At 56.2% G+C, this 24,605-nt stretch carries 21 protein-coding genes and 1 riboswitch; of the genes, 6 read left to right on the top strand and 15 right to left on the bottom strand.

Features of this window, described 5'->3' with window-relative positions:
* Positions 1 to 51: 51 nt before the first annotated feature.
* The 12 genes from MHI24_RS21420 to MHI24_RS21365 all read right to left on the bottom strand — a co-directional run bounded on the left by MHI24_RS21420 (position 52) and on the right by MHI24_RS21365 (position 13,579).
* On the bottom strand, positions 52 to 1,425 hold the full coding sequence (locus MHI24_RS21420; RefSeq protein WP_340021544.1) for an oligosaccharide flippase family protein: 1,374 nt from the start codon (positions 1,423 to 1,425) through the stop codon (positions 52 to 54).
* Positions 1,391 to 2,818: an O-antigen ligase family protein gene (locus tag MHI24_RS21415; protein WP_340026748.1), complete on the bottom strand. Its 1,428-nt coding sequence runs from the start codon at positions 2,816 to 2,818 to the stop codon at positions 1,391 to 1,393. The genes MHI24_RS21420 and MHI24_RS21415 overlap by 35 nt, the downstream gene beginning before the upstream one ends.
* A 100-nt stretch (positions 2,819 to 2,918) precedes the next feature.
* Positions 2,919 to 3,692 carry a WecB/TagA/CpsF family glycosyltransferase gene (locus MHI24_RS21410; RefSeq protein ID WP_340021543.1) on the bottom strand — a complete coding sequence of 258 codons (774 nt, stop codon included), beginning with the start codon at positions 3,690 to 3,692 and terminating at the stop codon, positions 2,919 to 2,921.
* Positions 3,689 to 5,035 (bottom strand): O-antigen ligase family protein, encoded by a 1,347-nt coding sequence (locus MHI24_RS21405; RefSeq protein ID WP_340021542.1) that lies wholly within the window; start codon positions 5,033 to 5,035, stop codon positions 3,689 to 3,691. The genes MHI24_RS21410 and MHI24_RS21405 overlap by 4 nt, the downstream gene beginning before the upstream one ends.
* Positions 5,036 to 5,050: 15 nt before the next feature.
* Positions 5,051 to 5,992, bottom strand: a complete 942-nt coding sequence (locus MHI24_RS21400) for a glycosyltransferase (protein ID WP_340021541.1) — start codon at positions 5,990 to 5,992, stop codon at positions 5,051 to 5,053.
* 18 nt (positions 5,993 to 6,010) lie between these two features.
* On the bottom strand, positions 6,011 to 6,703 hold the full coding sequence (locus MHI24_RS21395) for a sugar transferase (protein WP_340021540.1): 693 nt from the start codon (positions 6,701 to 6,703) through the stop codon (positions 6,011 to 6,013).
* Between the two features lie 82 nt (positions 6,704 to 6,785).
* Positions 6,786 to 7,670 (bottom strand): UTP--glucose-1-phosphate uridylyltransferase GalU, encoded by an 885-nt coding sequence (gene galU / locus MHI24_RS21390; protein WP_340021539.1) that lies wholly within the window; start codon positions 7,668 to 7,670, stop codon positions 6,786 to 6,788.
* Between the two features lie 55 nt (positions 7,671 to 7,725).
* Complete coding sequence (locus MHI24_RS21385) at positions 7,726 to 8,367, bottom strand: CpsD/CapB family tyrosine-protein kinase (protein WP_340021538.1); 642 nt, start codon at positions 8,365 to 8,367, stop codon at positions 7,726 to 7,728.
* Complete coding sequence (locus MHI24_RS21380) at positions 8,351 to 9,091, bottom strand: Wzz/FepE/Etk N-terminal domain-containing protein (RefSeq protein WP_340021537.1); 741 nt, start codon at positions 9,089 to 9,091, stop codon at positions 8,351 to 8,353. The genes MHI24_RS21385 and MHI24_RS21380 overlap by 17 nt, the downstream gene beginning before the upstream one ends.
* A gap of 743 nt (positions 9,092 to 9,834) precedes the next feature.
* Positions 9,835 to 10,470: a response regulator transcription factor gene (locus tag MHI24_RS21375; protein ID WP_340021536.1), complete on the bottom strand. Its 636-nt coding sequence runs from the start codon at positions 10,468 to 10,470 to the stop codon at positions 9,835 to 9,837.
* Between the two features lie 24 nt (positions 10,471 to 10,494).
* Positions 10,495 to 11,940, bottom strand: coding sequence for an ATP-binding protein (locus tag MHI24_RS21370; protein ID WP_340021535.1), 1,446 nt, complete (start codon positions 11,938 to 11,940; stop codon positions 10,495 to 10,497).
* 778 nt (positions 11,941 to 12,718) lie between these two features.
* Positions 12,719 to 13,579 carry a helix-turn-helix domain-containing protein gene (locus MHI24_RS21365; protein ID WP_340021534.1) on the bottom strand — a complete coding sequence of 287 codons (861 nt, stop codon included), beginning with the start codon at positions 13,577 to 13,579 and terminating at the stop codon, positions 12,719 to 12,721.
* Positions 13,580 to 13,663: 84 nt separating this feature from the next.
* On the opposite strand from MHI24_RS21365, the gene MHI24_RS21360 reads away from it, so the two are divergent.
* From MHI24_RS21360 to MHI24_RS21350, 3 genes are all read left to right on the top strand, one after another.
* Positions 13,664 to 15,595, top strand: coding sequence for a family 20 glycosylhydrolase (locus MHI24_RS21360; protein ID WP_340021533.1), 1,932 nt, complete (start codon positions 13,664 to 13,666; stop codon positions 15,593 to 15,595).
* 166 nt (positions 15,596 to 15,761) lie between these two features.
* Complete coding sequence (locus tag MHI24_RS21355; protein WP_340021532.1) at positions 15,762 to 16,700, top strand: hypothetical protein; 939 nt, start codon at positions 15,762 to 15,764, stop codon at positions 16,698 to 16,700.
* An 84-nt stretch (positions 16,701 to 16,784) separates the two neighbouring features.
* On the top strand, positions 16,785 to 17,024 hold the full coding sequence (locus tag MHI24_RS21350) for an NHLP leader peptide family RiPP precursor (protein ID WP_340021531.1): 240 nt from the start codon (positions 16,785 to 16,787) through the stop codon (positions 17,022 to 17,024).
* 22 nt (positions 17,025 to 17,046) lie between these two features.
* On the opposite strand, the gene MHI24_RS21345 is transcribed toward MHI24_RS21350, so the two are convergent.
* Together MHI24_RS21345 and MHI24_RS21340 are read right to left on the bottom strand one after the other, a co-directional pair.
* Positions 17,047 to 18,963 (bottom strand): ATP-binding protein, encoded by a 1,917-nt coding sequence (locus MHI24_RS21345; RefSeq protein WP_340021530.1) that lies wholly within the window; start codon positions 18,961 to 18,963, stop codon positions 17,047 to 17,049.
* 107 nt (positions 18,964 to 19,070) lie between these two features.
* A complete protein-coding gene (locus tag MHI24_RS21340) occupies positions 19,071 to 20,960 on the bottom strand; it encodes an ATP-binding protein (RefSeq protein WP_340021529.1) in 1,890 nt (629 codons plus the stop codon).
* Between the two features lie 254 nt (positions 20,961 to 21,214).
* Between MHI24_RS21340 and MHI24_RS21335 the strand changes: the two genes are divergently transcribed.
* From MHI24_RS21335 to MHI24_RS21325, 3 genes are all read left to right on the top strand, one after another.
* Positions 21,215 to 21,826 carry a hypothetical protein gene (locus MHI24_RS21335; RefSeq protein ID WP_340021528.1) on the top strand — a complete coding sequence of 204 codons (612 nt, stop codon included), beginning with the start codon at positions 21,215 to 21,217 and terminating at the stop codon, positions 21,824 to 21,826.
* A 43-nt stretch (positions 21,827 to 21,869) separates the two neighbouring features.
* Positions 21,870 to 21,932, top strand: a riboswitch (Fluoride riboswitch).
* 63 nt (positions 21,933 to 21,995) lie between these two features.
* Positions 21,996 to 23,324, top strand: a complete 1,329-nt coding sequence (locus MHI24_RS21330; RefSeq protein ID WP_340021527.1) for a voltage-gated chloride channel family protein — start codon at positions 21,996 to 21,998, stop codon at positions 23,322 to 23,324.
* A 134-nt stretch (positions 23,325 to 23,458) separates the two neighbouring features.
* Entirely contained in the window at positions 23,459 to 24,124 is a 666-nt protein-coding gene (locus MHI24_RS21325) for a peptidylprolyl isomerase (protein ID WP_340026747.1), read from the top strand.
* Between the two features lie 72 nt (positions 24,125 to 24,196).
* On the opposite strand, the gene MHI24_RS21320 is transcribed toward MHI24_RS21325, so the two are convergent.
* Complete coding sequence (locus tag MHI24_RS21320; protein ID WP_340021526.1) at positions 24,197 to 24,550, bottom strand: DUF898 family protein; 354 nt, start codon at positions 24,548 to 24,550, stop codon at positions 24,197 to 24,199.
* Positions 24,551 to 24,605: the final 55 nt, after the last annotated feature.

Below are 24,605 nucleotides of genomic sequence, written 5' to 3'. Positions count from 1 at the left end.
GTCGCTCGCCTCATGTTCCCGGCTCGCTGAATCAGCTAGTTACTTAACTGCCTACACAGGCTTCTTGCGAATGTACGAATTCATCGTCGTCTTCAGCCACTGAAGGTCCTGGCCGTTAATGAGCAGCCGCGGAAGCTTGACCTTCAGGTTGTATCTGATATTCAGAATAATGAACAGGAACCGCAGCACCGCTGATGACAGCATAGCCGCCCCGGCTCCGAACAGCCCGAACTTCGGCACCAGCAGGAACAGCAGCGGGATCACCAGGATCAGGCCGACGCCCTGCAGGATCGAGACGAACTTCGGCTTGCCGAGCGCCATGAACACCTGGGCCAGAATCAGCGTGCCGCCGCTGATGGTAACCTCAAGCAGCAGCAGGCGGAACACGGTCAGCGCGGTGTTGAACTCCCTGCCGTAGAGCAGCGGGATCACCAGAGGCGCGGCCAGCATCAGGAATACTGCGCCAAGCAGAGTACAAGTGGTACTGATCCGGAAAGCCTTGAACGTCAGGGCCACCGCTTCGTCCTTCGACAGCTCGGAGGCCTTCGGGAAAAGGACCACCGTGATCGAATTGGCGAAGAAGTTGACCATGCGCGACAGGCTGACCGCAACCGCATAGAGCCCCAGATCTGCCGGTCTCAGCAATCCGGCAATGATGATCTGGTCTATGTACACCGAGAACTGTCCGAGCAGGTCGTTCCCGTAGGAGCCGAGACCGTAGGTGAATAATCTCTTGAAATTGAGCACCGCTTCTCTCAGCTTCACCCTGTAGGTCCGCTGCAGCAGGATGGTCATGCCGATGAATATCGGAACCGAGGGCACCAGATAAGCCAGCGCGGTCGTGTACGGATTCATGTATCCGGTCAGGATCAGCAGGCCGATGGCCGCCAGTGTGAGCATAGGCACCAGATAACGGGTCCAGTTGAAGGTCCGGTAATCGCCTCTGAACTGGAAGGCGGCATTGTTGATCTGCGAGATGACGATCAGCGGGCAGAGAATCATCGACCACTGGGCGAACACCACCACCTCATGGCTGAACGACTTCAGCCAGTAAGGCAAGACGAGAATGCCGACCACCATGGCCAGGGTTCCGAAGGCAAGCCCGATCAATAGCGCGATCCGGTACAGCACGCCGGCATCCTGCGGGTTCCGTTTGGCATTGTAGATCAGCGCCGAGGGAATCCCGAAGCTCATGCTGAAGGCCAGGAATTGCGACCAGTTCACCATCGCTGTCTGCTCCCCGCGGCCTGACGGGCCGAGATAGCGGGCGGTCAGCACGCCGGTCAGCATATTGACCAGCAGGATCAGCACGCTGACGAACATGGTTTTGACGGCAGCCGAGCTGTTGTCCTTGCTCTTCGTGAACCGCCGGAAGGTCGACCAGACCCGGTTAGCGGGAAGTGACTTGGCGCTTGACTGCTGCATGAGGCATTCCCTTCTTTCTGCTCTGTGTTAACTCTGCGGCGCTAAGGCCAAGCCCGATCAGCATCCAGACCAGATACCCCTTCAGTCCGGGGAAGCCGTTATCCGAGACCAGGCTGGCCACCGCCCCCATCCAGGCCGCCAGTGCAAGTCTGGCATAGGGCTGCAGCTCATTCTTCCGCAAGACTCTGGCGCCAATCTCTTTGACGACTACGCCGAGCGCCCCGAAGAAGAACAATGCGCCAAGGATACCGAAGGTCAGCAGCAGAGCGATGACTCCGTTATCCATGTTCCCGTACTCGCCCAGCTCCCCGCCGTTGCCGAGCTTCGTGCCCTGTCCTACGCTGCCGATGCCCTGGCCCACCGGATTGCTGGCCACCATCGGCAGCATATTGGTCCAGAGGGTGAGGCGTTCATTGTAGGAGTGATCCTCCTGCACATCGGAGAGCGTCTCCACCCGGGCCACCAGCCCTTCGGCTCCCGGCAGCTTCGGAACGACCCAGAACAGCGCCGCCGCCACGAACACCAGCTGAAGCAGTGATTTCCACTTGCCTCTGGACGGTGAGGAAGCGATGTAGACCAGCAGCATGACCAGCAGCACCAGCCAAGCCGAGCGGACCAGCGTAGTCAGCAGGCAGACCACTACGAGCATCACGCCGATCCACCGCAGCGTCCCGCGCCACCTCGGCTCCAGAATCATCGGCACCAGTGCGAAGACCAGGAAGGTAGCCGCCGGCCCCGGCGAGTTCAGGGTAGAGAAGACCCGGATTTCCAGAGGGTACGGCGTACCGATCGACATCATATCCGCGTGGTTCATCCAGAAGGCATCCCAGGGGGGAACGGTCAGGTACTGCACAATTCCGTAGATGGCGACCAGCACAGCAATATTGGCAAAAGCGTACAACAGCCGGTCGATATCCTTCGGCCCAAACTTCGTAACCGCGAAGAACGGGATCAGGAGCAGCGGCACGATATAATTCGCCAGATCGTAGACCGAGCCGATGCCGTTCTTCGCCAGCCCGATGATCGCGCCGTAAGCCAGCGCGACCGAGAACAGCAGGAGAATCCGGGTGGAGGATTTGCGGACCCGGTGTATCTCCCTCAGCACCGGTATCGCCAGGGTCGCGCCGGTCAGCAGCGGGGCCAGACTGAGCAGGGAGACGGAGTGGTACACCCCTTCATACCAGTCAGCGATCCGCCGCAGCTCCGGGGCCACCGCCCAGATCAGCAGCGTGTACGGGACCAGGAGCCGCGTCTTCAGCAGCGCCAGCAGAAAGGCCGGGAAAAGGATGCCTGCCAGGATCACGCCCTGCAGGCTGTTCGAGGAGCTCAGCTTTGCGCTGGCGAAGCCGATCGCAAGCGGCAGGAGAAGTGCCGAGGCACAGATTATGGCCATCCCTGCGGCTGACCTCACAGCCGCACCCGATGGAAGATTCAGACTATTCTCATCTCTGCTCAACATCTTCATCCCCGCCTCCCGTCTTTCGCCGCTTCGCTCACTCCGCACGGCTGCTCTTCATCTTATCCCGTTTGCGCAGCTCCTTGAGCAGCAGCACGAGGAACTGGGCATCGTCCACCAGGTATCTTTTCCATAGGCGGCCCGGCTCCTGGCTCAGTCTCCAGAGCCACTCCATCCCGGTCCGCTGCATGAAATCCGGTGCCCGCTTCACCGAGCCTGACAGGAAATCGAACGTCGCGCCGACACCGATCGAGATCGGTGCCTGGTAGGAGGTATAGTGGCGGTAGATCCACTTCTCCTGCTTCGGTGCACCTACGCCTACGAAGACAATGTCCGGCTGGCTCTCGGTCAGCATGTGGATGATCTGCCGGTTCTCCTCCTCGTTGTGCTCGAAGCCGTAAGAGGGAGAATAGCAGCCAACCACATTGATGTCCGGGTAGGCGGCCTTCAGATTCTTCGTCGCCTGCTCCGCTACGCCTTCGGCCGAGCCGAGGAAGAACAGACGGTACTGCCTCTGCTGGAAGGCGTGGCCCAGACGGCTGAACAGATCCGCGCCGGACACCTTCTGCTTCAGCGGCTTGCCGAGCATCTTGGACGCCCAGATCAGCGGCATCCCGTCGGCCACCACAGCGCCCGCTTCGGAATACACTTCCTGAAACTCTTTGTCCTTGCGGAGCTTGATCACATGATCGACATTGCAGGTCAGGATGTAGGATTGGCTCCGCTCCTGAATGGTTCTGTCGATGTAATCAAGCAGGTCCATGAAATCATAGTTATCGAAATTGACATCGAACATGTTCACTTGGTTCATCGTATCACTTCTTTTTGTGGGGAATCGGCCAGCTGTGAAGACCGGTACAGGCAATTCAGATACCAGCAGAACGGAATGATGAATTGGACCGTCGACAGCGTGTTATCCGTGAAAGAATAGATCAGAAAAGCTGCAATCATATACAGATAATAAGGTTTGACCGCCGGCGGAAGCACCCGGTATACCAGAAGAAACACAGTGAACAGGGACAATAGAAGCAGCGCGGCGCCGATGTATCCCCCATCGTAATAGAAGCGGATATATTCGTTGTGCGGGACGACGAAGCCGCCGTACAGCGTACCGTCATTGGCTACTGTTACGGAGCCCAGCCCCCGTCCCGCAAGCGGTGAATCCGCCGCCTTGTTCAGGAAGTACTCCCAGGCCTCCGCCCGCCCCGACAGGTCAATGCCCGTCTCGGTCGTCCGTTCAAAGGACCGCTTCTTGATATTGTCGAGCTGCAGATACACCGCCGAGGTCACGATCAGCAGCGAGCCCAGCAGCGGAATCAGATACCGCTTCTTCCCCTTCAGGAAGGCCCGTGAGATATCGTAGAAGTAGTAGAGCAGCATCGGCACCAGCGCCAGCACCGGCCCCCGTGTTCCGGTCACCACCAGAATCACGAAGTTCAGGCCCAGCAGAATGTAGTAGTACCGGGTATGCTGCGGGCTGCGCTTGATTTCAATGAATGAAATGGCGACCCCGATGAAGGCCAGCATCGCCAGATGGGGCGGAATGTTCGCTCCCTGCACCCGTACGGCGCCTGTGAATTCGACGGCCAGCATCGGATGCAGATTCGCAGCCTGCAGCAGCACACCCAGCAGGATGCTGACCAGCGGCAGCAGAGCGATCAGCCGGATCTGCTTGTCGGCAATCTCCTTCTTCCAGTTGATCAGCAGCAGCACGAACGGCAGCGACAGCCCAATGAAGGCTTTGACCGCAATCGAGGCGCTCATCTCCGGCAGCCAGATCGAGAAGGTGAAGGTGATGAAGACCAGGGCCAGCATCGCCCATAAGGGCGGGCTGAGCCGGAACCTCAGACCATTGACCAGGATGCACGGCACGAGCAGCATCAGAATCACCAGCTTGTAGAGCGAGAGAATCTCAATGCCAAACATGCTGCCGCTGTATAGGAAGTTGATCGATACCGCCGTTGTCAGCAGAACGAAATAGCTGATCAGCTCAGGACGCGACAGGGAGGCAACCAGCAGCAGAATGAAGAATACGGCGGCTACCGCGATGACCGGCTGGAAGATGACCGCTGTTCCGAGGAACAGCGCAGCTGCGAGATAGAGCATTCCGTACGGCAAGCTATTTATTTTGGAGCCCCACTCAAAATTAGTCATCGCGCGTCCTCCCTCTCACCCTGCTGCGGATTCCCTCTTCCGGTTCCAGATCATATGGAGCGTCCCGCGGATGCTCTCCAGCCGGCACCGGTTCAGCAGCTTCCTTCCCTTGCTCCGGGACAGGGCGGAATCTGCCAGGATATATACGATTTTGGCGCCTGTCTTGCAGAGCAGCACCAGGTGATCCTTCATGCCTTCGCTTTTCATAGCATTCGAGATGCCCTGGCTGTAATACCGCTTCATGATCCAGTCCTCAGTCAGCCGGCTCTGCGGAACGAAATGATCCACCTTCATCTCCGGATGATAGAGGATGGAGTGCCCCTCCTGCTGTATCTGGTCGAACAGCCAGGTCTCCTCGCCCGAGAGGAGCGAATCGCCCTTGCGGCCCAGCTCCAGCGGGAACAGGCTGATATCGAACACCGGCTTGCGCATCGCCATATTGGCTCCGCACGGATGAAGCCGCTTCGGATACTCCCTGATCCGGCCACCGAGATCGACAATCGTGTACGGAAGCTCGAACGGCTTGATCAGCCAGTCCGGCCGCGTGCTCTCGAAGATCGGAGCAATCTTGCCGCCCATCGCCATGACCTCCGGCTTCTCCGCGAAGGTGCTTACGATGGTCGTAATCCAGGTCCGGCAAGGAATCGCATCATCATCCAGGAACGCGATGAGCTGTGATTTGGAAGCCAGAATCCCTGTATTGCGGGCTGCCGAGAGCCCTTGAACCGGCTCCAGCAGATAACGGATATCCATATCGGCACCATGGGTATCAATGAACCCGTTGACCAGGGCTGCCGTCTCATCGGTAGACCGGTTATCGACCACGATGATCTCGGCTTGATGCAAATTCTCCAGCGGCAGCAGGGAATGCAGTGTCTTGAGCAGCAGCGCCGAGCGGTTGTAGGTGCAAATGATAATGGAAATCTCAGGTACATCTCCGTGTACAAACATCGGCATCACCCAATTTCCAGATATTTAATAAGCATTCTTGGAGCCCAGCAGCATCAGAGCCGTCTTGACAATGATCTTCAGATCGAGCATCGTGCTGCGCATATGGATATAGGTCAGATCCAGCTGCACCATCTCGTCGAAGCCAACGCTGTTTCTGGCATTCACCTGCCAGTAGCCGGTGCAGCCCGGAGTCACCATCAGGCGCTGCTTGTCATACTCTGTATACTGCGCCACCTCTTCAACGAGCGGGGGACGGGGACCGACGAGACTCATATGGCCCATCAGCACGTTCCAGAGCTGGGGCAGTTCATCGATGCTGGTCTTGCGCAGGAATCTTCCGATCCGGGTGATGCGGGGATCATTCTTGATTTTGAACATCGCTCCGCTGACCTCGTTATACGCCATCAGATTCGCCTTCAATTCTTCCGCATTGGAGACCATCGATCTGAACTTGTACATGGGGAACAGCTTCTCATCCTTGCCGACCCGCATCTGGCGGAAGAACACCTTGCCCTTCGGGTCCTCCAGCTTAATCAGGACAGCCACCAGTGCGAACAGCGGCAGCAGGACAAGAAGGCCAAGAACGGAGAACAGAATGTCTATCATCCGCTTCAACACCAGGTAGGATTCCATCCCCTTGCTTCCTTCATTGGCATGTAGCATGTAAAGTTTCGGCAGGACGGCCTCGTAGTCTTCCGGCAGTTTTTGCATGCTCATCTCTCCTCATTTCTCCTTAAAGGTGTATGCAGTAGTGCTTCGTGATTTCAGGCGTCCCTCCAGGGAGTAACGGCTCAGCCGCTTAGTGTGTGGCCTGGCCCGCCTTGTTCAGCCATTCCGCCATTGCATCCATCACCTGGTAGCGTAGATCCTCGCTCTCCAGGGCAAATTCCAGTGTGGTCAAAATGTAACCCAGCCGCTCGCCGACATCATATCTTGTACCGTCAAAATTATAGGCGTATACGCGCTCGCTCTGGTTCAGCTTCTGGATGGCATCCGTAAGCTGAATCTCGCCGCCGGCTCCCTTCTCCTGAAGATCCAGGTACTTGAAGATCTTCGGCGTGAATACGTAACGTCCCATGATCGCCAGATTGGAAGGCGCTGTGCCCAGGGCCGGCTTCTCAACGAAGTTGTTGACCCGGTAGAGTTGTCCATCCTGCAGGTCCGGCTCGATAATCCCGTAGCGGTTCGTGAATTCATCCGGGATTTCCTGTACACCGATGACCGAATTCTGGGTCTCTTCATACTGTTCAATCAGCTGCTTCAGGCACGGAACCTTGCCGGTGACAATATCGTCGCCGAGCATGACGCCGAAGGGCTCATCGCCGATGAACCGTCTTGCGCACCATACCGCGTGGCCGAGACCTTTGGGTTCTTTTTGCCGGATGTAGTGAATCTCAACCTTGGACGACCGCTGTACTTCCTTCAGCAGCTCCAGCTTGCCGTCCTCCAGCAGCCGGGACTCCAGTTCAAAAGCGTTGTCGAAATGATCCTCAATCGCCCGCTTCCCCTTACCGGTAACAATGATGATGTCTTCAATTCCGGAGGCAATGGCCTCCTCCACGATGTACTGGATCGTCGGTTTGTTGATAATCGGCAGCATTTCCTTCGGCATCGCCTTGGTCGCCGGAAGGAAACGTGTGCCTAGCCCGGCCGCTGGAATAATTACCTTCTTTACCTTTTTCATCACACATACCTCCCAGAGTTAGTCTCATTCTCCCTGCTGTGTTCGCGTCATTCTGCTATTTGGCCTGGTTCATCGCAATTCCGAGGATTCTGACGCCGCTTTGCTCCATCAGCCCTTTGAGCCGGCGGAGCGCTTCACGCTTGCTTCTGCCGTGTCTGGCTACAATGATGACCCCGTCCGACAGCGGCGCGAGAATGCGCGCATCACTGTAATCCACCGCCTGCGGCGTATCGAGCAGAATCAGGTCGTAGCTGGCCTTCAGCTCCTCCAGCAGTCCGGCCATTTTGTCGCTGCCGAGCAGATCGGGCGGGCTGACGCTGGTTCTTCCGGCAGGAATCACGGCCAGGTTGGCCAGGCTGCCGTAGACGGCAATATCCTTCGCTTCCTCGTAGCCGGACAGATAGGCGGCCAGCCCCTGGCTGCCTTCCACATCGAACACGCTGTGCAGGCCCGGCTTCCTCAGATTGCAGTCCACCACCGCCACCTTCTTGCCGTCCTGGACGAACGATACGGCCAGATTGGAGAGAATGGTGGTCTTGCCTTCTCCGCCCTCCGCCGAGGTGAAGAGGAGCACTTGTCCGCCGCTGCCCTTCAGGAGACCAAGCTGGCGGATATACGTCCTCAGCGACCGGAAGGATTCCGAGACATGCGAGGACGGGTTCAGGTCCGCAATCAGACTGTTATTTAGCCGTAACATAAGTACCCTCCCCTACGGTTGCCTTGTCGTTAGCCGCCTTGCCCAAATCGCGCTTGCGGATCACCGGAATACTGGCGATGACCGGAAGGCCAAGGTCGAATTCCGCTTCCTTCTCGCTGCGCAGCGTGCCGTTCAGCGTCTCCAGCAGCAGAATGATGCCGATCGCTGCCATCAGCGAGACCACGAAGCTGATCAGGATGTTCATCACCGACCCGCCGTTAACCGGCTCAGGCTGTGCAGCCGGGTCTGCCGGAGTCAGGAAAGTAACATTATCCAGATTCATCAGCGCCGGCAGGCTGCGGATGAAGGTCTGCGAAACCGCGTTAACGATCGTAGCCGCAGTACCGTAATCCTTATCCTGTACGCTCAGGTTGATCACCTGGCTTTTCTCCGAGGACTTGATCTGCAGCTTGGCCGCAAGCTGGCTCTCCGTCAGCCCGAATTCGGGATGCTCCTCGATCACGCTCTTCATAATCGTTGGCGACTTCATGATTTCCTTGTAGCTCTCGATGAGGTTAAGGCTGAAGTTAAGTGCATTGAGATTGTTGCTCTCGGGGACATTTACGGCGTTGTTGACCAGCAGCTGTCCAGAGGCGGAGTAGACGGGGACAACGAAGTTTTTACTGACGTAGAAGGTGGTGGCGCAGGAGATCAATACAAATGCCACGATTAACCATAACTTTTTCTTTATCAGGTTAATGTAATCCAGAATCGTCTTTTCCACAGTAACCCTCCTTCCGCTTGTTTCGTTCTGAAAGCAATCATGAAAGTTTCAGATGTCTTGCTTTTATTCTAGCAACGCGGAGGATTTATCACATGCCCCCTAGCATCCCTTTACACTTCACTTTCGTGTGACTCCGTTTGGTCCTTCTGCGGGGGTGGATGGTATACTTTAGTACCATATGATTGGGAAAAGCTTACACCATCGGTGAGCCTTACACCCTTCAGGTGTATACTTGCCCCAACATAAAAATCACCCAGTAGGGTGAAGTGTGCTGGTGCGCCAGCCATACATTTGGCCCACGCGCTTCCTCCGAGCCCATTGTGTTCGGTTTTTCGCATACATTTGGCCCACACGCCTCCGCCGAGCGCATTGTGTTCGGTTTTTCGCATACATTTGGCCCACACGCCTCCGCCGAGTGCATTGTGTTCGGTTTTTCGCATACATTTGACCCACATGCCCCCGCCGAGTACATTGTGTTCGGTTTTTCGCATGCAATTGGACCGCGCGCCCCCGCCGAGTGCATTGTGTTCGGTTTTTCGCATACAATTGGACCGCGCGCCCCCGCCGAGTACATTGTGTTCGGTTTTTCGCATACATTTGCTCCACACGCCCACGCAGCGCCGAATGTGTTCGGCGGCCTGGGCCCAGCAACACCGTATTTCCCCGGAACGCAAAAAAACACGGACAGTATTGTCCGTGCTCCATTCGTGCTTCATTCCCCGCCACCACTTCGGCGGGCATTTTCAGTCGTATGACATTTCGTATTTGGTCAGGCCGACCGCATTGGCATACAGCGCCGCCTGGGTCCGGTCAGCCACCTGCAGCTTCGCCAGAATCTGGCTGACATGCTTCTTGACCGTAAATTCACTGATGAACAGGCGTGAGGCAATCTCCCGGTTGCAGGCTCCCTGTCCGAGCTCAATCAGCACTTCCTTCTCTTTCGGTGTGAGCTCATCTGTAGGACTGCTGCCGCTCATCCGCATCTTATCTTCCATCAGACCGGGGTCGTAATATTTCCTGCCCTTGTACACCAATTGAATGGCGAACAGCAGCTCCTCCGGCAGCGCCTCTTTCAGGACATAACCGTCTACCAGCACTTCTTCCGCCTTCAGGAAGTCCTCCCGGCTCGCTGAGGACGTCAGCAGAATGAACTTGCAGGTGAACCCGCATCTGCGTGCTTCCTTAATCACATCCAGACCCGATTCATCGGCAAGCTTCAGATCAATCAGCACAAGATCAGGCTGTATCTCTTCAATGACTTGAAGAGCTTCCCGGCCATTCGTTGCTTCGCCGGCGAACTGCAGATTGGACTGCATCGCGATAACCGATGCCAATCCTCTTCTCACCAATGGGTGATCATCAACAATGACGATTTTCACTTGAACGACCTCCTGCCTAAAAGTTTATGCATTTTTCAGTTCAGCCACACCGACAGGGATAGAGATGAGAATTCTGGTCCCGGCATTTCTGCTGCTGGACAACTGGAACTCTCCGCCTAACGACTGCGCCAGATATTGCATATTCTTCATTCCCAGTCCGCCTGAGTGATCCTCAGGCTCGGTCCAGATCAGATCCGGATCGAAACCGATACCGTCGTCAATAATCGATAACCTGATCCATTTCGGCTTGAGCGACAATTCAACATCCACCCGGCTGGCCGCACCATGACGTATGGCATTGCCTGTTGCTTCGGAGATAATCCGGAACAGCGCCTTGTGGTAAGGGTAAGGGAGACTGAAGTCATCCCCTGTAATATGAAGTTCGATCTCGACATCATTGAGCCTCGAGAGGCTCTTCAGATGCGAGCGTACCATTCCGAGCCAGCTGGGGCCGCCGCTCTTCTTGGAGCTTAGGCTGTAGATGGTAATCCTCAGCTCCTTGGCTACCCGGGTGGCTGAATCATGGATCAGCTCAATCTGCTGCTCCAGCTCCGCCCCGGGCATCCGCCGCCAGGTCTGCTTCAGGGAATGGGTGGCATAGACGATGCCGAACAAACTCTGGGACACACTGTCATGCATCTCATCCGCGATCCGGTTCTGCTCGTTCGTAATGATTAATTGGTTCTCAATCACGCCCAGCTCATGGCGCTCCAGAATAATAGCACTCAGCTCCGACAGGAACATCAGCTGCTGGATGTACCATCTGCGGCCCTCCAGCCCTTCCGAGGCCTCCAGCTTCACGCCGATCATGCCGACGAACCGCGTGCTCATCCTCACCGGCATCAGCAGGAAATCGCCGAGCCCGGCCATGCTCTTGAAGACCGGTTCCCGCTGCAGCCTCCATTCATGCTCATGCTTCTCCAGTTCCATGAACAGAAAGCGCTCCTCTTCCTGCTGCCAGCCCGTCTGGCGGCTCTGCGGAGCAGGCTCCCCGCTCTTCTTCGCGAACCAGAACAGGGCCTTCTCCAGCTTGGTCAGCTTGACTACATAATCGGTAATCACCTGGCCGATATTCATGAAGTCATGCTGGCTTGATGTTTCCACGATGTGATAAAGCGATTTGATATGCTCCATGGTATCATTGGTCCGCGCGTTGGCTTCTTCCCGCTGCCGCTTTATCCCGTTAACCATTTGCATAACTATAACCGCAAGAGCCAGGGCTAGAAACAGGTTGCCGTCCTCAAGCATAATTTCCGAGAACGCGGCCCGGGGAGAATCGGGATTAATATACCCGGAGGCTGCGACAATGAGAATGTATCCGAAGATCAGCCCCCATGCCATATAAAAAGAAAATGAGCCCGCTGCAATCAGGACCGGGTTAAGCACATACAGCTTAAAGGGACTGTCATAGGCTCCTGTAAATAACATTAGTGCAGTAATTACCGCCGTCTCCAGGACGACCGCAAGCATCAGAATCCGTCTCCGCGCAAGGAGCTTCCGGTAATAGAACGTGAATAGTCGGGCCAGTATGAATAACGCAAGGATGAGTAGGGATTTGTATATTACGGAAGGCCCCGCAGGAACCATGAGGTACATCAGCGATGTGAGGATCAAAGAAAAGATTCTGAATAAGGCGATAATTTTGTCTTCGGCTGTTGATTTGATTTTCATTCCACCACCCTATTCTCCAGTCTGCGGAAAATTCGAGTTCATGTTAAAAGCTAGGTTTTAAAAGCATCATACATGAGAAAAATCACAATAACAAGTTTCCCCACCAAATGACAGCGTTTACTTTGAAAATAAAAAGCAATTTTTTTATTCTTTTTTCACTGGAATATACTTATTCCGGGCACACCAAAGAGCCTCTCCCCCTGGAGGGACAGGCTCTTCAGGATTAGAAGCGCTGTATCATCAGTAATCATTCCGCCCGGCACAGTCTATTCGGTCACCGCCGGTAAGGCTGGCTGCAGATTGGCCCTGTTGCATATACAAATTTGATAACGTTCTCCGCCAACGATGTGATACCCCGTGGACAGAATACGCAAGGTATGATTTCTAGCTTCTACCTTATGGAGACTGCGGCAGCTGATGCAGTAATATTCTCTCATGTTCTCATCTCCGGCATAGTCTAGAAGGACTACTCTAGAACTGCTAATATTATCTAGATCTTATCACTCGCTTTTTGTGAATGTCAACATGAATCTGCAAAATACGACAATTTTCTGAGATAAAAGTAGAATTATGTCGTTTATTCTTTCACATGGTTGCGGCAGGTCTGCGGAGACAGCCCCATGTACTTCTTGAACAGCCTGGAGAAATAAAAAGCGTCTGAATACCGGAGCAGCGCTGCAATCTCCTGCACCTGGAGGGAGGTGTTGAGCAGCAGATGCTTGGCCTCGGACATTTTGAGCCTGTGGATGTATTCATGCAGCGGATAGCCGCTGCTGTTCCGCACTGTGCGGCGGAGGGTCGACAGCGAGATATGCAGACCGGCGGCAATATCCGCCAGCTCCGGCTGCCCGTAGATGCAGGCATTCAGCGCTTCGCGGATCAGCGGCATCGTTCCCTGCTGGCGCAGGCGGCTTCTGTCCTGAAGCTGCTGCGAACACTCCAGCAGCATCGCCTCCAGCAGCAGGGCCGCCCGGTCCGCATCTCCCGGAATGCCTCCGGCCATCAGCCTCAGCACTTCCTCGAATGAAGCCGCCAGGCCCTCGGCCTGACGGGCTGCCGTCACCTTCCCTCCGGCGATCATGCCCGCTTCCAGCCATTCGTCAACCCTGCTGCCGCTGAAATTGATATAGTATTCATCCCAATACCCGCCGGGCGGCGGCCCGAAGCTGTAGCTGCACCCGGGGCGGAAGAAGAACAGGCTGCCTTCGCCCACCTGCTGCTCCCTTCCCCCGTTCTCGGCGTAGCTTCCGCTGCCGGAGACGATATATACCAGGGCCCAGTGTTCAAAGCGCACGCCGGAACGGAACAGCGTTCTTCCCGGCAGATGGCCGGCCTGCCCTATGCGGATCGACTTGAGGCGGAGCCTGGAAGCCTCGACCTTCGGGTCGATAATCCGGACCGGATAAGGACTGATCATATAATCCATGAGCTCGGGCATACATTGCATTCCTCCACCTGTTCAGGAGTGATATGGTAATGATGAAGATGATCATATTCTACATGAATAAGAGGTGTTCACGCTATGCCTGAAGTTATTCCGCTGCAGCTGCTCCCCCGCCCGCAGAAGGTTACGATCTCCGAAGGCTGCTACTCTATTCCTGCCAACGGCAGCATTGTGCTGGCGGATGAATCCCGGCTGTCCGCGCTTCCCGCTGCCCGCAGGCTCCAGCAGGCCGCTGCCGAGCTGATCCGGCTCCGGCTGCCGCTGTCTATTGGACTGCGGCCTGCCGTAAGTCCTGTCTGTACCTTCAGCTACAATTCCCTTCTATCAGAGGAAGCGTATGAATTGCAGATCAATGAACATGGAATTACCGCCGTGTACGGCTCGCCGCAAGGCGCTTACTATGCCGTCTCAACGCTCAAGCAGCTCCTGCAGCAATACGGCCGGAGCCTGCCTTATCTGCATATCCAGGATAAGCCGGATTTCGGGGCCAGAGGACTCATGCTGGACATCAGCCGCAACAAAATCCCGCAGCTTGAGACTCTCTGCCATATAGCCGATCTGATGGCAGATCTGAAGCTGAACCAATTGCAGTTATATATAGAAGGAGCACCTTTTGCTTACGAATCCTTCCCCCAGGTATGGGAGCTGGAAACCCCGGTGACCGGCGAGGAGATTCTGCGCTTAGATGCCTATTGCCGCGAGCGGTATATCGAGCTTGTGCCCAACCAGAACAGCTTCGGCCATATGGAGGGCTGGCTGATCCGGCCGGAGTTCAATTCCTTGGCGGAAATCCCCGAGGGCTTCATGCTGCCGGACCATATGTATGACAGTGACCTGTACCCCGAGGGATTGTTCATGCATCCCGGAACCTTCAATACGCAAGAGCCGGAGGTACTGAAGCTGCTGGGCACGATGTACGATGATCTTCTGCCCTACTTCAGCTCGAAGCTGTTCAATGTGGGCTGTGATGAGACCTATGAATTGGGGCTTGGCGCAAGCAAGGCTCAGGCCGAAGCCACCGGCAAAGGCGCACTGTACCTCTCCTTCCTGCAAAAGATTCACGCCCTCGTCAAAGAACGCGGCAAAACCATGCAATTCTGGGGCGATATTATCCTGCAGCACCCGGAGCTGATCGGCAGCCTGCCGAAGGATATCATCGCGATGGAGTGGGGGTACAGCGCCGCCCATCCTTTTGAAGCCGATACCCTGAAATTCAAGGAGGCGGGTATTCCGTTCTATGTCTGCCCGGGCACCAGCTCCTGGAACTCCCTGACCGGGCGGACCGACAATATGCTGGCCAATCTGCGCAGCGCCGCCATCCACGGTAAGCGTAATGGCGCAATCGGTTATCTGATTACCGACTGGGGCGATTTCGGCCACTGGCAGCATCTGCCGGTCAGCTATGCCGGCTTCGTCAGCGGGGCAGCGCTGGCCTGGAATGTCGAAGGGAATCTGGACGCAGATGTGGCCTCCTATCTGAATCATTCCATCTTCCGCGACCGCTCCTCAGCCATCGGACAATTGCTGCTGGATCTCGGCAATTACTACAAGCTGGAGTCAGGCAAGCTCCGCCCGAACGATACGGAGCTGTCCATGCTGCTGCGCAGCAGGCTGGAGCACACGGGACTTGCCGTGAGCCTCAGCGAAGAGCAGCTTCATGCCCTTGAGCAATATATCTCGGGCATCGAGGCCAGGCTGGAGCTGCCGGTGCTGGATTGCAGCGACGGCGAGCTTGTCCTGGAGGAGCTGCGGAACGGCGTCCACTTTGTGAAGCACGCTATAGGACTGGCCCGGCTGAAGCGGCAGCTCGCCGGAGCGGGAGCGCCTCCCGAAGCAGTGCAGGTCCAGGCGCTGATCCACGACCTTGACCTTCTGCTTCATCAGTACCGCCAGCTCTGGACCCGCCGCAACCGGCCCGGTGGCCTCGCCGCAAGTGTCTCGAAGCTGGTCCGCCTGCGTGGCGAATATGCGGCTCTGGCCGCAGAGCTGGCTGAAGCGGCCGCACAATAGCCATTATCAATACAGCAGGCCCCTGTTCACAATTGTGCAACGGGGGCCTTTATAATGGGCATTTTCCGGCATTGTAATAGGACTGCGGCAGGCTTATAATCAGGGTGAATGTCCATATATTAACTTTTAATAGAAATCCAATACATATATGACAGGAGACAAGCCTATGGATTGGCTTCAGCAATATGAAGATGAGCTGCGCCTGGTATTCGAAGAGAGCCGCCGCGCTATTGCCGCCTTCCCGGAACCGGTGAATGCCTGGGGACTGGCCTATCTCGATCAGTTCAATGTCTTCAAGCCGGACAGCCGCAAGAATTATATCTGTTATCTGCTCCCGTTCTGGCTGCGGGACCGGTGCGGGTTAAGCCCCGACACCACCCGCCTGATGTCAGCCGGGAATGTCTACCTGATGCTCTACTTCTTCCTCCAGGATGATCTGATGGACAGCCCCGGGTCCCCGGCTGCACAAGCCCTCCCGCTGGCCAATCTGCTCTATGGCGAATTCCTGAAGATCTACCTTCCGCTGTTCCCGGCCGGCTCCCAATTCTGGTCCTGCTTCTACCGCTACATGGCCGAATGGGCCTACAGCGTGAGCCGCGAAGCGGGCGGCGATTACTTCCTGAACGACCGTATCCGCATCGCCCACAAGGCCAGTCCGCTCAAGCTCAGCAGCACAGCGGCGCTCCTGCTCGCAGGCCAGCCCTCTCTGATTGCCGAGTCCGAGGAGATGCTTCACCATGTTCTTCTGACTCTGCAGATGGCCGATGATTATGAGGACTGGGAGCAGGATCTTGCGGATGGCAGCTATAATTGCCTGCTGTCGCTGGTGCGTTCGTCAACAGGGGTTGGCGGGGAAGCGCTGACTCAGGCAGCGGTGGAGCACTTCATCTATACCTTAGGGGGACTCGGCGGATATGCGGATACGGCTGAGGCCAGCCATGCCAGGCTGGCGGGGGCCACCCTGCAGGTGCCGCATCTGCTCTCCTTCCATCTGGGGCTGGCGGAGAATCTGCGGCAGATCGCTGACAGGATCGAAGCGGAGAAGCAGGCGCTGCAGGGCGGGGGACTGGAATACTGGTTATCGAGGCATACGAATCTATCATAATTTATATAAAAATGAATAGAATTATAGTTAGGCATATGATATGCTTATGAGGTAAAAATAACCATTTTCGAAAGGGTGATTCTATTGTCAGCAGAAGCTCTTAAGAATCAGGTGATTCAGAAGGCGTGGGAGGATGCGGATTTCAAGCAGAGACTCCTCGCAGACCCGAAGGCAGCCCTGCAAGAAGTGCTGGGCATCAGCCTTCCTGACAGCATTACGTTGAAGACGGTAGAGGAAGGCTCTAACGAATTCTACCTGGTCATCCCTCCAAGCCCGTCTGCAGAGGTCATGAAGACACGCATCACCCCGCTGGGTTCGTGGTAGAATACTTGAAGCCTCATATTCATCAGGAGTTGGAACCGTCCGGTCCTTCTGCCCGCGGCAGAATGGTGATGGACTCGGTTCCGGCTCCTTTTTTGCTCATAAACCGGATTTCGCCCTCCATCGCTTCAATAATACGGAAGGTGACCATCAGCCCAAGCCCTGTCCCCTTCGTCTTATTGGAGGAGAAATACGGTTCGCCCAGACGGCTGAGCACCCCCGGCTCCATCCCTGCCCCGTTATCCTTGATGTGAATATGTACCTTATCCCCGCGGCTGTAAGCCAGCAGATGAATTGTGCCCTCTTCCCCCAAGGATTCGATGCTGTTCTTGATGATATTGATCATCGCCTGCTTGAACTTCGAGGAATTCCCTTTAACCCACAGGTCTTCTTCGATCTCCAGAATCATCTTGCCGCCATTCAAATGACATAGGGGCAGCAGAATGCTCTGGATGTGCATGAACTCATCATTGACATGAAGCAGCGAGATCTGCTCGAACTCCGGCTTGGCGAAGGTCAGGAAATCAGTGATAATGCTTGCCGCCCGGTCCAGCTCGCTCAGCGCCATGAACAGGTACCGCCGCTCGTCCCCGACCGACTTCTCGCTGAGCAGCTGCAGGAACCCGCGGGTGACCTGGAGCGGATTGCGTACCTCATGGGCGACAGAGGCGGCCAGCTCGCTGATAATTTCCATTTTCTCCGAACGCTGCAGTTCGTTGTTGAACAGCTCCAGCTCCTGCGAATACTTCACGACTTGGCTGTGGTTCTGCGCCAGCCGCCGCCCCAGAATGACGATCAGCGAGAGAATGAATACGACCAGCGCCCATTTCCAGTAGAACAGATCGTAATTTCCGCGCTTCAGATAATACCATACCAGTTCCAGCACACCGGTGAGCGCAGCCGTACCGAAGCCGCAGGCGAAGATAATCGCATCCTTGTTACGCTTCAGGGAGAACACGATCACGCAGCCGATCAGCAGGATGAACTGCAGAATCATAATAATGCCGACAATATTGGTGGAGATGAAGTAGTAGAATTCCAGCGTTCTGCCTCCGGAGAGGCTGTTAATCACCAGGAAGACACAGCAGAAGGATGAGTAGGCCACCTGAAATTTGCGGAATTTGCGGATGATGCCGTATTTGCCGCCGCCGAATATATTCTCGAACAGGAAGGTCAGCGCAGGCAGCAGCGACAACAGCGCCACATCGAACAGGAACACGCTTAGCGCACCCAGATAACTATAGAAGGTATAAGTGAAAGGAGAGTAGGTTACGGACAGCACCCCGGTAGAGGCGATGACAATGGACAGCGAGGTGGCTACCGGGAAATACTCTTTGTTGAGGAAAAATGCGCATACAAACAGAACCGCCGCCACAAAAATAAATGCGCCGCCCAAAATGACATCAATCAGCCCATTCTTGATATAATCCTTGATCAGCATGCTATGCTCGCCGAGCATCACCTTCTCTTTGATCCCGATCCGGTCCTGCAGCGTCTGTGTCCAGATATAGACGGTCTTGCCGTTATCCCGGATATCAAGCGGCACAAGCAGGGAATAGTTATCCTTAATGAAGCCGCGGTCCCCTTCAAAAATCAGCCGGTTCTCCACATACACCTTCACATGGAGCGCATATATCGTCTGGATGTAGACGGAGGGTGAGGTGTAATTGAACGACGGCAACACAATCTTCGTCCAGGCAGCGGATACACCGGGCGGCTTCCTCAGCATCTCCGCCTTCGCCTCGACATCCATCCACCCCTCCGCTTCCCTTACCGGCACCTTGCCGCCGCCATCTCCCGGCCCTGTCACCCACTTCATCTGCCAATGCCTGATCTCGCCGGCAGGATAGCCGCTTTGGGCCGAGACCAGGAACGAGCCGCAGACAACTGATAGCAGCAGGACGACTAGAGTTATATGTAAGCTTTTGACGATCAAAGACATGCCAGCACCCCAAAAAGAAGTTTCAGAAGCAAAGCTCTGTTAATGTAAGTATTTCGCTCTGCACACTGCCCATCCCTTCAAAAAAACGACATTATCAAAAATAATTTCTATTTATTTACGGATGCTGGCAATTTGACAATGACCTCAGTCCCTTCGCCCTTACGGCTCTGGAATTCAATGGAACCGCCCATCGCTTCAATAATACGGAAGGTAACCATAAGCCCCAGCCCGGTCCCCTTCGTCTTGTTGGAATAATACGGCTCCCCCAGCCTGGCCAGCTCGCTGACTCTCATGCCTTCCCCGTTGTCCTTCACACTGATGATAACCGTATCGCCTGTCTTCCAGGCGGTGATCACAATCCGGCCTTCCTCCTGGAGAGATTCAATGCTGTTCTTGATCAGATTGATGAAAGCCTGCTTGAATTTGGCCGGGCTGCCCTTCACCTGAAGCGCTTCCTGCAGCCGCAGCTCAATCGCCCCGCCCTGAAGGTTAGCCAGCGGCACGAGAATCCCCGATACATGCTTCAGCTCCGCCGAGACCCCGAACACCTCCACCGTATCCACTCCGGGCTTGGCGAAGGTTAAGAAATCGGTAATGATAACCGAAGCGCGGTCCAGCTCCTCCATCGCCATCCGCAGATAATCCTTCTCCTTGCTGCCGGAGCGCTCTCCCAGAATCTGCAGGAACCCCCGGGTCACCTGGAGCGGATTGCGCACCTCATGGGCGACTGAAGCAGCCAGCTCGCTGATGATCTCCATTTTGTCCGAACGCTGCAATTCATTATTGAACTTCTCCAGCTCCCTGGAATACTCCACCACCTTGTTATGATTGCTTGCAAACCGCCGCCCCAGAATCACAATCAGGGATATGACAAATACCACCATCCCCCACTTCCACCAGTACAGATGATAACGCTCCCCCGAGAGGTAGTAACGCACCATCTCGCTTACGGACAGCAGGGCAAACACAGAGAATCCGATAGAGAACAGAGTGGCATCCGGATTGCCCCTGCGGGTATAAGCCAGCGACAGGCAGAGCAGGTACAGCAGCACCCCGATGATGAGCACGCCGATTACATCCACAGTCAGAAAGGAGTACAGGGCGTCCAGCCGGAAGGACAGCGCAGCATTCAGAACCAGCAGGCCCAGGCAGATTAGTGAGAACAGCAGCTGGAATCTGCGGATACGGGCCGTGAGTCTCCGCCAGCCGGGTCCGAATACATGTTCAAAGTAGAACAGGATGGACGGCAAAAGCGTAAATAACGCCAGATCGAAGAGGGTCTCCCTCAGCCGCCCTCCGCCGCTGACAATCAGCGTCAGATACGGGGAGTAGGTAATCAGCAGTACCCCGAAGGACAGAATGACCAGGACGAGATAGAGACTGCCTGAGACCAGGGACGGACTCATAAAGAACAGGCAGACCAGCAAGGCCCCGCCCATAAAAATCATCGCTGCGCCCACGATCAGATCGGCCAAATCCTGCTTCACATAATAGGATAACAGCCGGTTATAGCTGCCAACCTTCACCTCCCCCTCAATGCCGAATTCCTTGACACCTGCATTCCAGAGGTACAGCTCCCTGGCGCCGCCATGCCCGGATAGCGGGATCAGCACTTTGCTGCCGCTATACTCTGTATCCCCGCTGGAGTCATAGACCAGACGGTTGTCCATATAGGCCTTAAGGCCGTCGCCATACACTTGATCGATCAGGACGGCCGGGTTCCCGCCGGTACGCGGCAACGCCAGCCGCAGCCAGGCTGCGGCCGTGCCTGAAGGCGGATGCGGCCTGGCGGTTCCCGCCCCGATCACCGCCCATTCTCCGGCGGGCCAGGCCGCCGCCTCTTCTATAGTAGTTCCCGCAGCCTTGTCCCATTTCAGGCCCCATGCGGGGATGGTTAGTTCTTCGTGCTTGTCCCATTCCATGGCGATCCCCACCGGTATGACGGCAATCGCAAGCAGCAGCATGATGATGGCTGCGGCCGTTTGGGTTGATGGCAACTTCATTATGGCACCTCAGTGAATCTATAGTTGTATTTATCTAGTTCGTACGATTCTTATTTTCGACAACGTTCGCGGCAATACCTGCCACAGCCTGCAAAATCACTCGAAAAAGCGCGATAATTATGGTTATTCTGTACGCAGAATGAATATATTAAGAGAATGCCTGCCCGGCAGCCGGGCAGATTCGCCGGCGGTTGAACGGGTATACATTAACTATAGGCAAACTTCAAGATAAGGGAGCTGAAGCGAAAATGGGTAACGAATTCAATAAGACGGAAGCCGACTTTGTATATGAGCGTTATACCAAAATGGGCAGCGTATCCCCGGAGGAGGGAATTCCGCTGGAGGAATTGCGGCCGCTCGGCACCATCACGGAGCAGACGCCGGGCGTGCAGGAGGATACCGAGAACGGCAGACGCCCGCTGGAATCGGCGCTGGCCAGTCATGACCCTGCTCATTTCACCCCTATAGACTTCGATGGCGTTCCGGATGACGGCTCTGATCCTACACTTACCAATGATCCGATTCTTGCTGCCGACATCGGCCTGAATGTACCGGAGTCCGGGCTTGGCCCTCGCAAGGACCGCCCCCTGTCCGCTGCCGCAGCTCCGGGGCCGGAGCGGGACGAGCTGCTCGAATCGGACGCCGTCTACGCCGCCGGTGCAGCGGGTCTGACAGGCGGCGCCATTGATTATGCCGGTGACGAGGAGCTGACAGATGAAGCCGTAGAGGAGCCGGCGCTTGCGGATGTGCCGGATGCCGATGAGCTGGCCCCCGGAAGCCGGGTCGACCCGGTCTCCCCCGATCCTGACGCCATGCCCGGCACCGATGTGCTGAACGGCTCCAACGGGGACGGGGAATAAGCTGTGTATTGACTTTACGCTGAAACCCGCTTACTATAATCTCATTCAATACGGCGATGGAGTTCGCCGCAGATCGTCCTGCGGGACTAATGACTCCTACCAGCGGTTCCCCGCGGGTAGGAGTCTGTTTCATTTCAGGCGTATATTCGGGTACGGGGGCGTAAGCAGAATGAAGAACAGGTATGCACGGTGGGCCGAGCTCGCAGAACGCCAGAGCCAGCTCGCCCTGTGGAGCACATTCGTAAAATGGGTAATTCTGGGGGGAACCGTAGGGCTATTGGCAGGGAGCGCCTCCGCCTGGTTCCTGGCCAGTCTGGATGCGGTAACCAGGGTCCGGCTGGATCATCCCTGGCTGCTGTTCCTGCTGCCTGCCGGAGGCGCCTTGGTCAGCGGCATGTATATGCGGTACGGCAAGAACAGCAGCAAGGGAAACAACCTGATTCTGGAGCAGATTCAGGAGGGTAAGGAAGCCATTCCGCTGCGGATGGCCCCGCTGGTGCTGGGCGGAACACTGATTACCCACCTGTTCGGCGGCTCCGCCGGACGCGAGGGTACAGCGGTGCAGATGGGCGGCAGTCTCGCGGATGCGTTCGGAAGATGGATTAGAATCAGTCCGCTGGACCGCAGGATCCTGCTGATGTGCGGAATCAGCGGCGGCTTCGGCTCGATCTTCGGCACCCCGCTGGCCGGAACGGTGTTCGGCCTGGAGGTGATTGCCATCGGGCTGATCAGCCATAGGGCGCTGCTGCCCTGCTTCGCCGCCAGCTTCACCGGCGATCTGGTCGCTACCCGCCTGTGGGGCATTCACCACATCCATTATCAGGTCGATGCCTTTCCCGCTATGGATGCGCTGGTGCTGGCCAAGGTGGTTGCCGCCTCTGTCCTGTTCGGCCTGTGCAGCCTTGTGTTCAGTGAGCTGACCCATGCGCTGAAGCGGGCCTTCGCCGCCCTGATCTCGAACCCTATGCTGAGAAGCGCCGCCGGCGGCCTCATCATCATTGCTTTAGTCTACATAGCTGGGTCCAGGGATTATCTGGGGCTGGGCATTCCGCTGATCAGCAGCTCCTTCGAGCAAGGCGCTGCGCCGTTCGCCTTCCTCTGGAAGCTTATCTTCACCGCGTTCACGCTGGGAAGCGGCTTCCAGGGCGGCGAAGTGACCCCGCTGTTCGCCATCGGGGCTACGCTCGGGAACAGTCTGGCCGGGGTGCTCCATCTATACGGGCCGTTTCTCGCTTCCCTGGGCTTCATCGCCGTCTTCTGCGGGGCCACCAACACGCCGCTGGCCTGCTTCATCATGGGGATTGAGCTGTTCGGCTCCGGCGGTGCGGTCTACATGTTCATTGCCTGCATCATCAGCTATCTGTTCTCCGGGCACAGCGGCATTTACAGCTCCCAGCTCATCGGCAGCTCCAAAAGCGCACTGCTCCCGGTTCCCGGCGGAACCACGCTGGCGAAGGCCAAGGAGCTGCGCAGAAGCAGGCGGAACAGCGGCAGCTAAGAACCGGATTTTGCATCAGGCAGGACAAAGAAGGTATGATATAAAGGTAGATATACCCGATTATTCAAGTATAAAAGGAGAGAGAAGCAAACGTGAAGCGTACTTTAAGACAACCTGTCATCCTGCTGGCAGTGATGTGCCTGCTGCTGGTGGTTCTGGCCGGCTGCGGCAACAAGCCGGTGGCTAGCGGCAATAGCAGCTCCGGCGCAGGAAGCGCGGCGACCGCAGCGCCGCAGGATACCCCCGCTGCAGCTACGGAAGGCGTCCCTTCGGCCGATGCCAGCCATCCGGTGGTTACCATTGAAATGGATAACGGTGCCGTTATTAAGGCCGAGCTGTATCCCGAAGTGGCCCCCAACACCGTCAACAACTTCATTTCCCTGATCCAGAAGGGCTTCTATGACGGAACGATCTTCCACCGCGTCATCCCCGGCTTCATGATTCAGGGCGGAGACCCTGACGGTACAGGAACGGGCGGTCCGGGCTACAGCATTGCCGGAGAATTCAACAGCAATGGCTTCACCAATAACCTGCTGCACACCGAAGGGGTGCTGTCGATGGCGCGGAGCCAGGATATGAATTCCGGGGGCTCGCAATTCTTCATCATGGCCGCCGACTACCCTAGTCTCGACGGCGAATATGCAGCCTTCGGCAAGGTGACGGAAGGTATGGATGCCGTCCAGGAAATCGTGAACCTCCCGCGTGACGCCTCCGACCGTCCCGAACAGCCGCCGGTCATGAAGAAGGTCACCGTGGATACGCTCGGCGTTACTTACCCCGAGCCGCAGAAGGTGCAATAGGCATTTGCAGTGAAAGAGCCATCCTCCGGTTACAGGGGATGGCTCTTTACGTGTCATACCTCTTCTTGATTCCTAAGCAGCATATTGGAAGTGAGTATGTTTCGTTCTCCACTGCTCCAGCTTAATGAAGACCCAGAATCCATAAATCCCCAGCGTAATGACCGACAGCAGAAACCACTTGACCCACTGCCCAAACAATCCGATAGCAGTACCATCAAACCGCAGGCGCTGGCCCTCCACCACGGTATGCTCCACCTTCCAGCGGTAGATCATGACCACCGACCAGGGATAGCAAATCCCAAGGGTACAGACCGTAACCAGCCAGCCGGCCAGACACCAGCCAATGTACTCAATCAGCTTCCCGTCAAAATAAGACTCCCTGCTGCCATAATTCATCGTTGCCGCATTCATATGAAGTGCTCCCATGTTCCTCCGCCTCTCAGCTATGCATAATCTTTCCTGGTTCTATTTTCCTGATTAT

Source organism: Paenibacillus sp. FSL K6-1096 (assembly GCF_037977055.1).
Taxonomy (GTDB): domain Bacteria; phylum Bacillota; class Bacilli; order Paenibacillales; family Paenibacillaceae; genus Paenibacillus_AQ.
Note: the sequence above shows the minus strand (reverse complement) of the source record. Positions and strands in the feature narration are given on the sequence as shown.

What these genes read in the sequence shown, in the direction of transcription:
- MHI24_RS21420 (WP_340021544.1), bottom strand. Translation starts at nt 1,425, where the DNA reads ATGCAGCAGTCAAGCGCCAAGTCACTTCCCGCTAACCGGGTCTGGTCG.
- MHI24_RS21415 (WP_340026748.1), bottom strand. Translation starts at nt 2,818, where the DNA reads ATGGCCATAATCTGTGCCTCGGCACTTCTCCTGCCGCTTGCGATCGGC.
- MHI24_RS21410 (WP_340021543.1), bottom strand. Translation starts at nt 3,692, where the DNA reads ATGAACCAAGTGAACATGTTCGATGTCAATTTCGATAACTATGATTTC.
- MHI24_RS21405 (WP_340021542.1), bottom strand. Translation starts at nt 5,035, where the DNA reads ATGACTAATTTTGAGTGGGGCTCCAAAATAAATAGCTTGCCGTACGGA.
- MHI24_RS21400 (WP_340021541.1), bottom strand. Translation starts at nt 5,992, where the DNA reads ATGCCGATGTTTGTACACGGAGATGTACCTGAGATTTCCATTATCATT.
- MHI24_RS21395 (WP_340021540.1), bottom strand. Translation starts at nt 6,703, where the DNA reads ATGAGCATGCAAAAACTGCCGGAAGACTACGAGGCCGTCCTGCCGAAA.
- galU (WP_340021539.1), bottom strand. Translation starts at nt 7,670, where the DNA reads ATGAAAAAGGTAAAGAAGGTAATTATTCCAGCGGCCGGGCTAGGCACA.
- MHI24_RS21385 (WP_340021538.1), bottom strand. Translation starts at nt 8,367, where the DNA reads ATGTTACGGCTAAATAACAGTCTGATTGCGGACCTGAACCCGTCCTCG.
- MHI24_RS21370 (WP_340021535.1), bottom strand. Translation starts at nt 11,940, where the DNA reads ATGCTTGCGGTCGTCCTGGAGACGGCGGTAATTACTGCACTAATGTTA.
- MHI24_RS21365 (WP_340021534.1), bottom strand. Translation starts at nt 13,579, where the DNA reads ATGCCCGAGCTCATGGATTATATGATCAGTCCTTATCCGGTCCGGATT.
- MHI24_RS21360 (WP_340021533.1), top strand. Translation starts at nt 13,664, where the DNA reads ATGCCTGAAGTTATTCCGCTGCAGCTGCTCCCCCGCCCGCAGAAGGTT.
- MHI24_RS21355 (WP_340021532.1), top strand. Translation starts at nt 15,762, where the DNA reads ATGGATTGGCTTCAGCAATATGAAGATGAGCTGCGCCTGGTATTCGAA.
- MHI24_RS21345 (WP_340021530.1), bottom strand. Translation starts at nt 18,963, where the DNA reads ATGTCTTTGATCGTCAAAAGCTTACATATAACTCTAGTCGTCCTGCTG.
- MHI24_RS21335 (WP_340021528.1), top strand. Translation starts at nt 21,215, where the DNA reads ATGGGTAACGAATTCAATAAGACGGAAGCCGACTTTGTATATGAGCGT.
- MHI24_RS21330 (WP_340021527.1), top strand. Translation starts at nt 21,996, where the DNA reads ATGAAGAACAGGTATGCACGGTGGGCCGAGCTCGCAGAACGCCAGAGC.
- MHI24_RS21325 (WP_340026747.1), top strand. Translation starts at nt 23,459, where the DNA reads ATGTGCCTGCTGCTGGTGGTTCTGGCCGGCTGCGGCAACAAGCCGGTG.
- MHI24_RS21320 (WP_340021526.1), bottom strand. Translation starts at nt 24,550, where the DNA reads ATGGGAGCACTTCATATGAATGCGGCAACGATGAATTATGGCAGCAGG.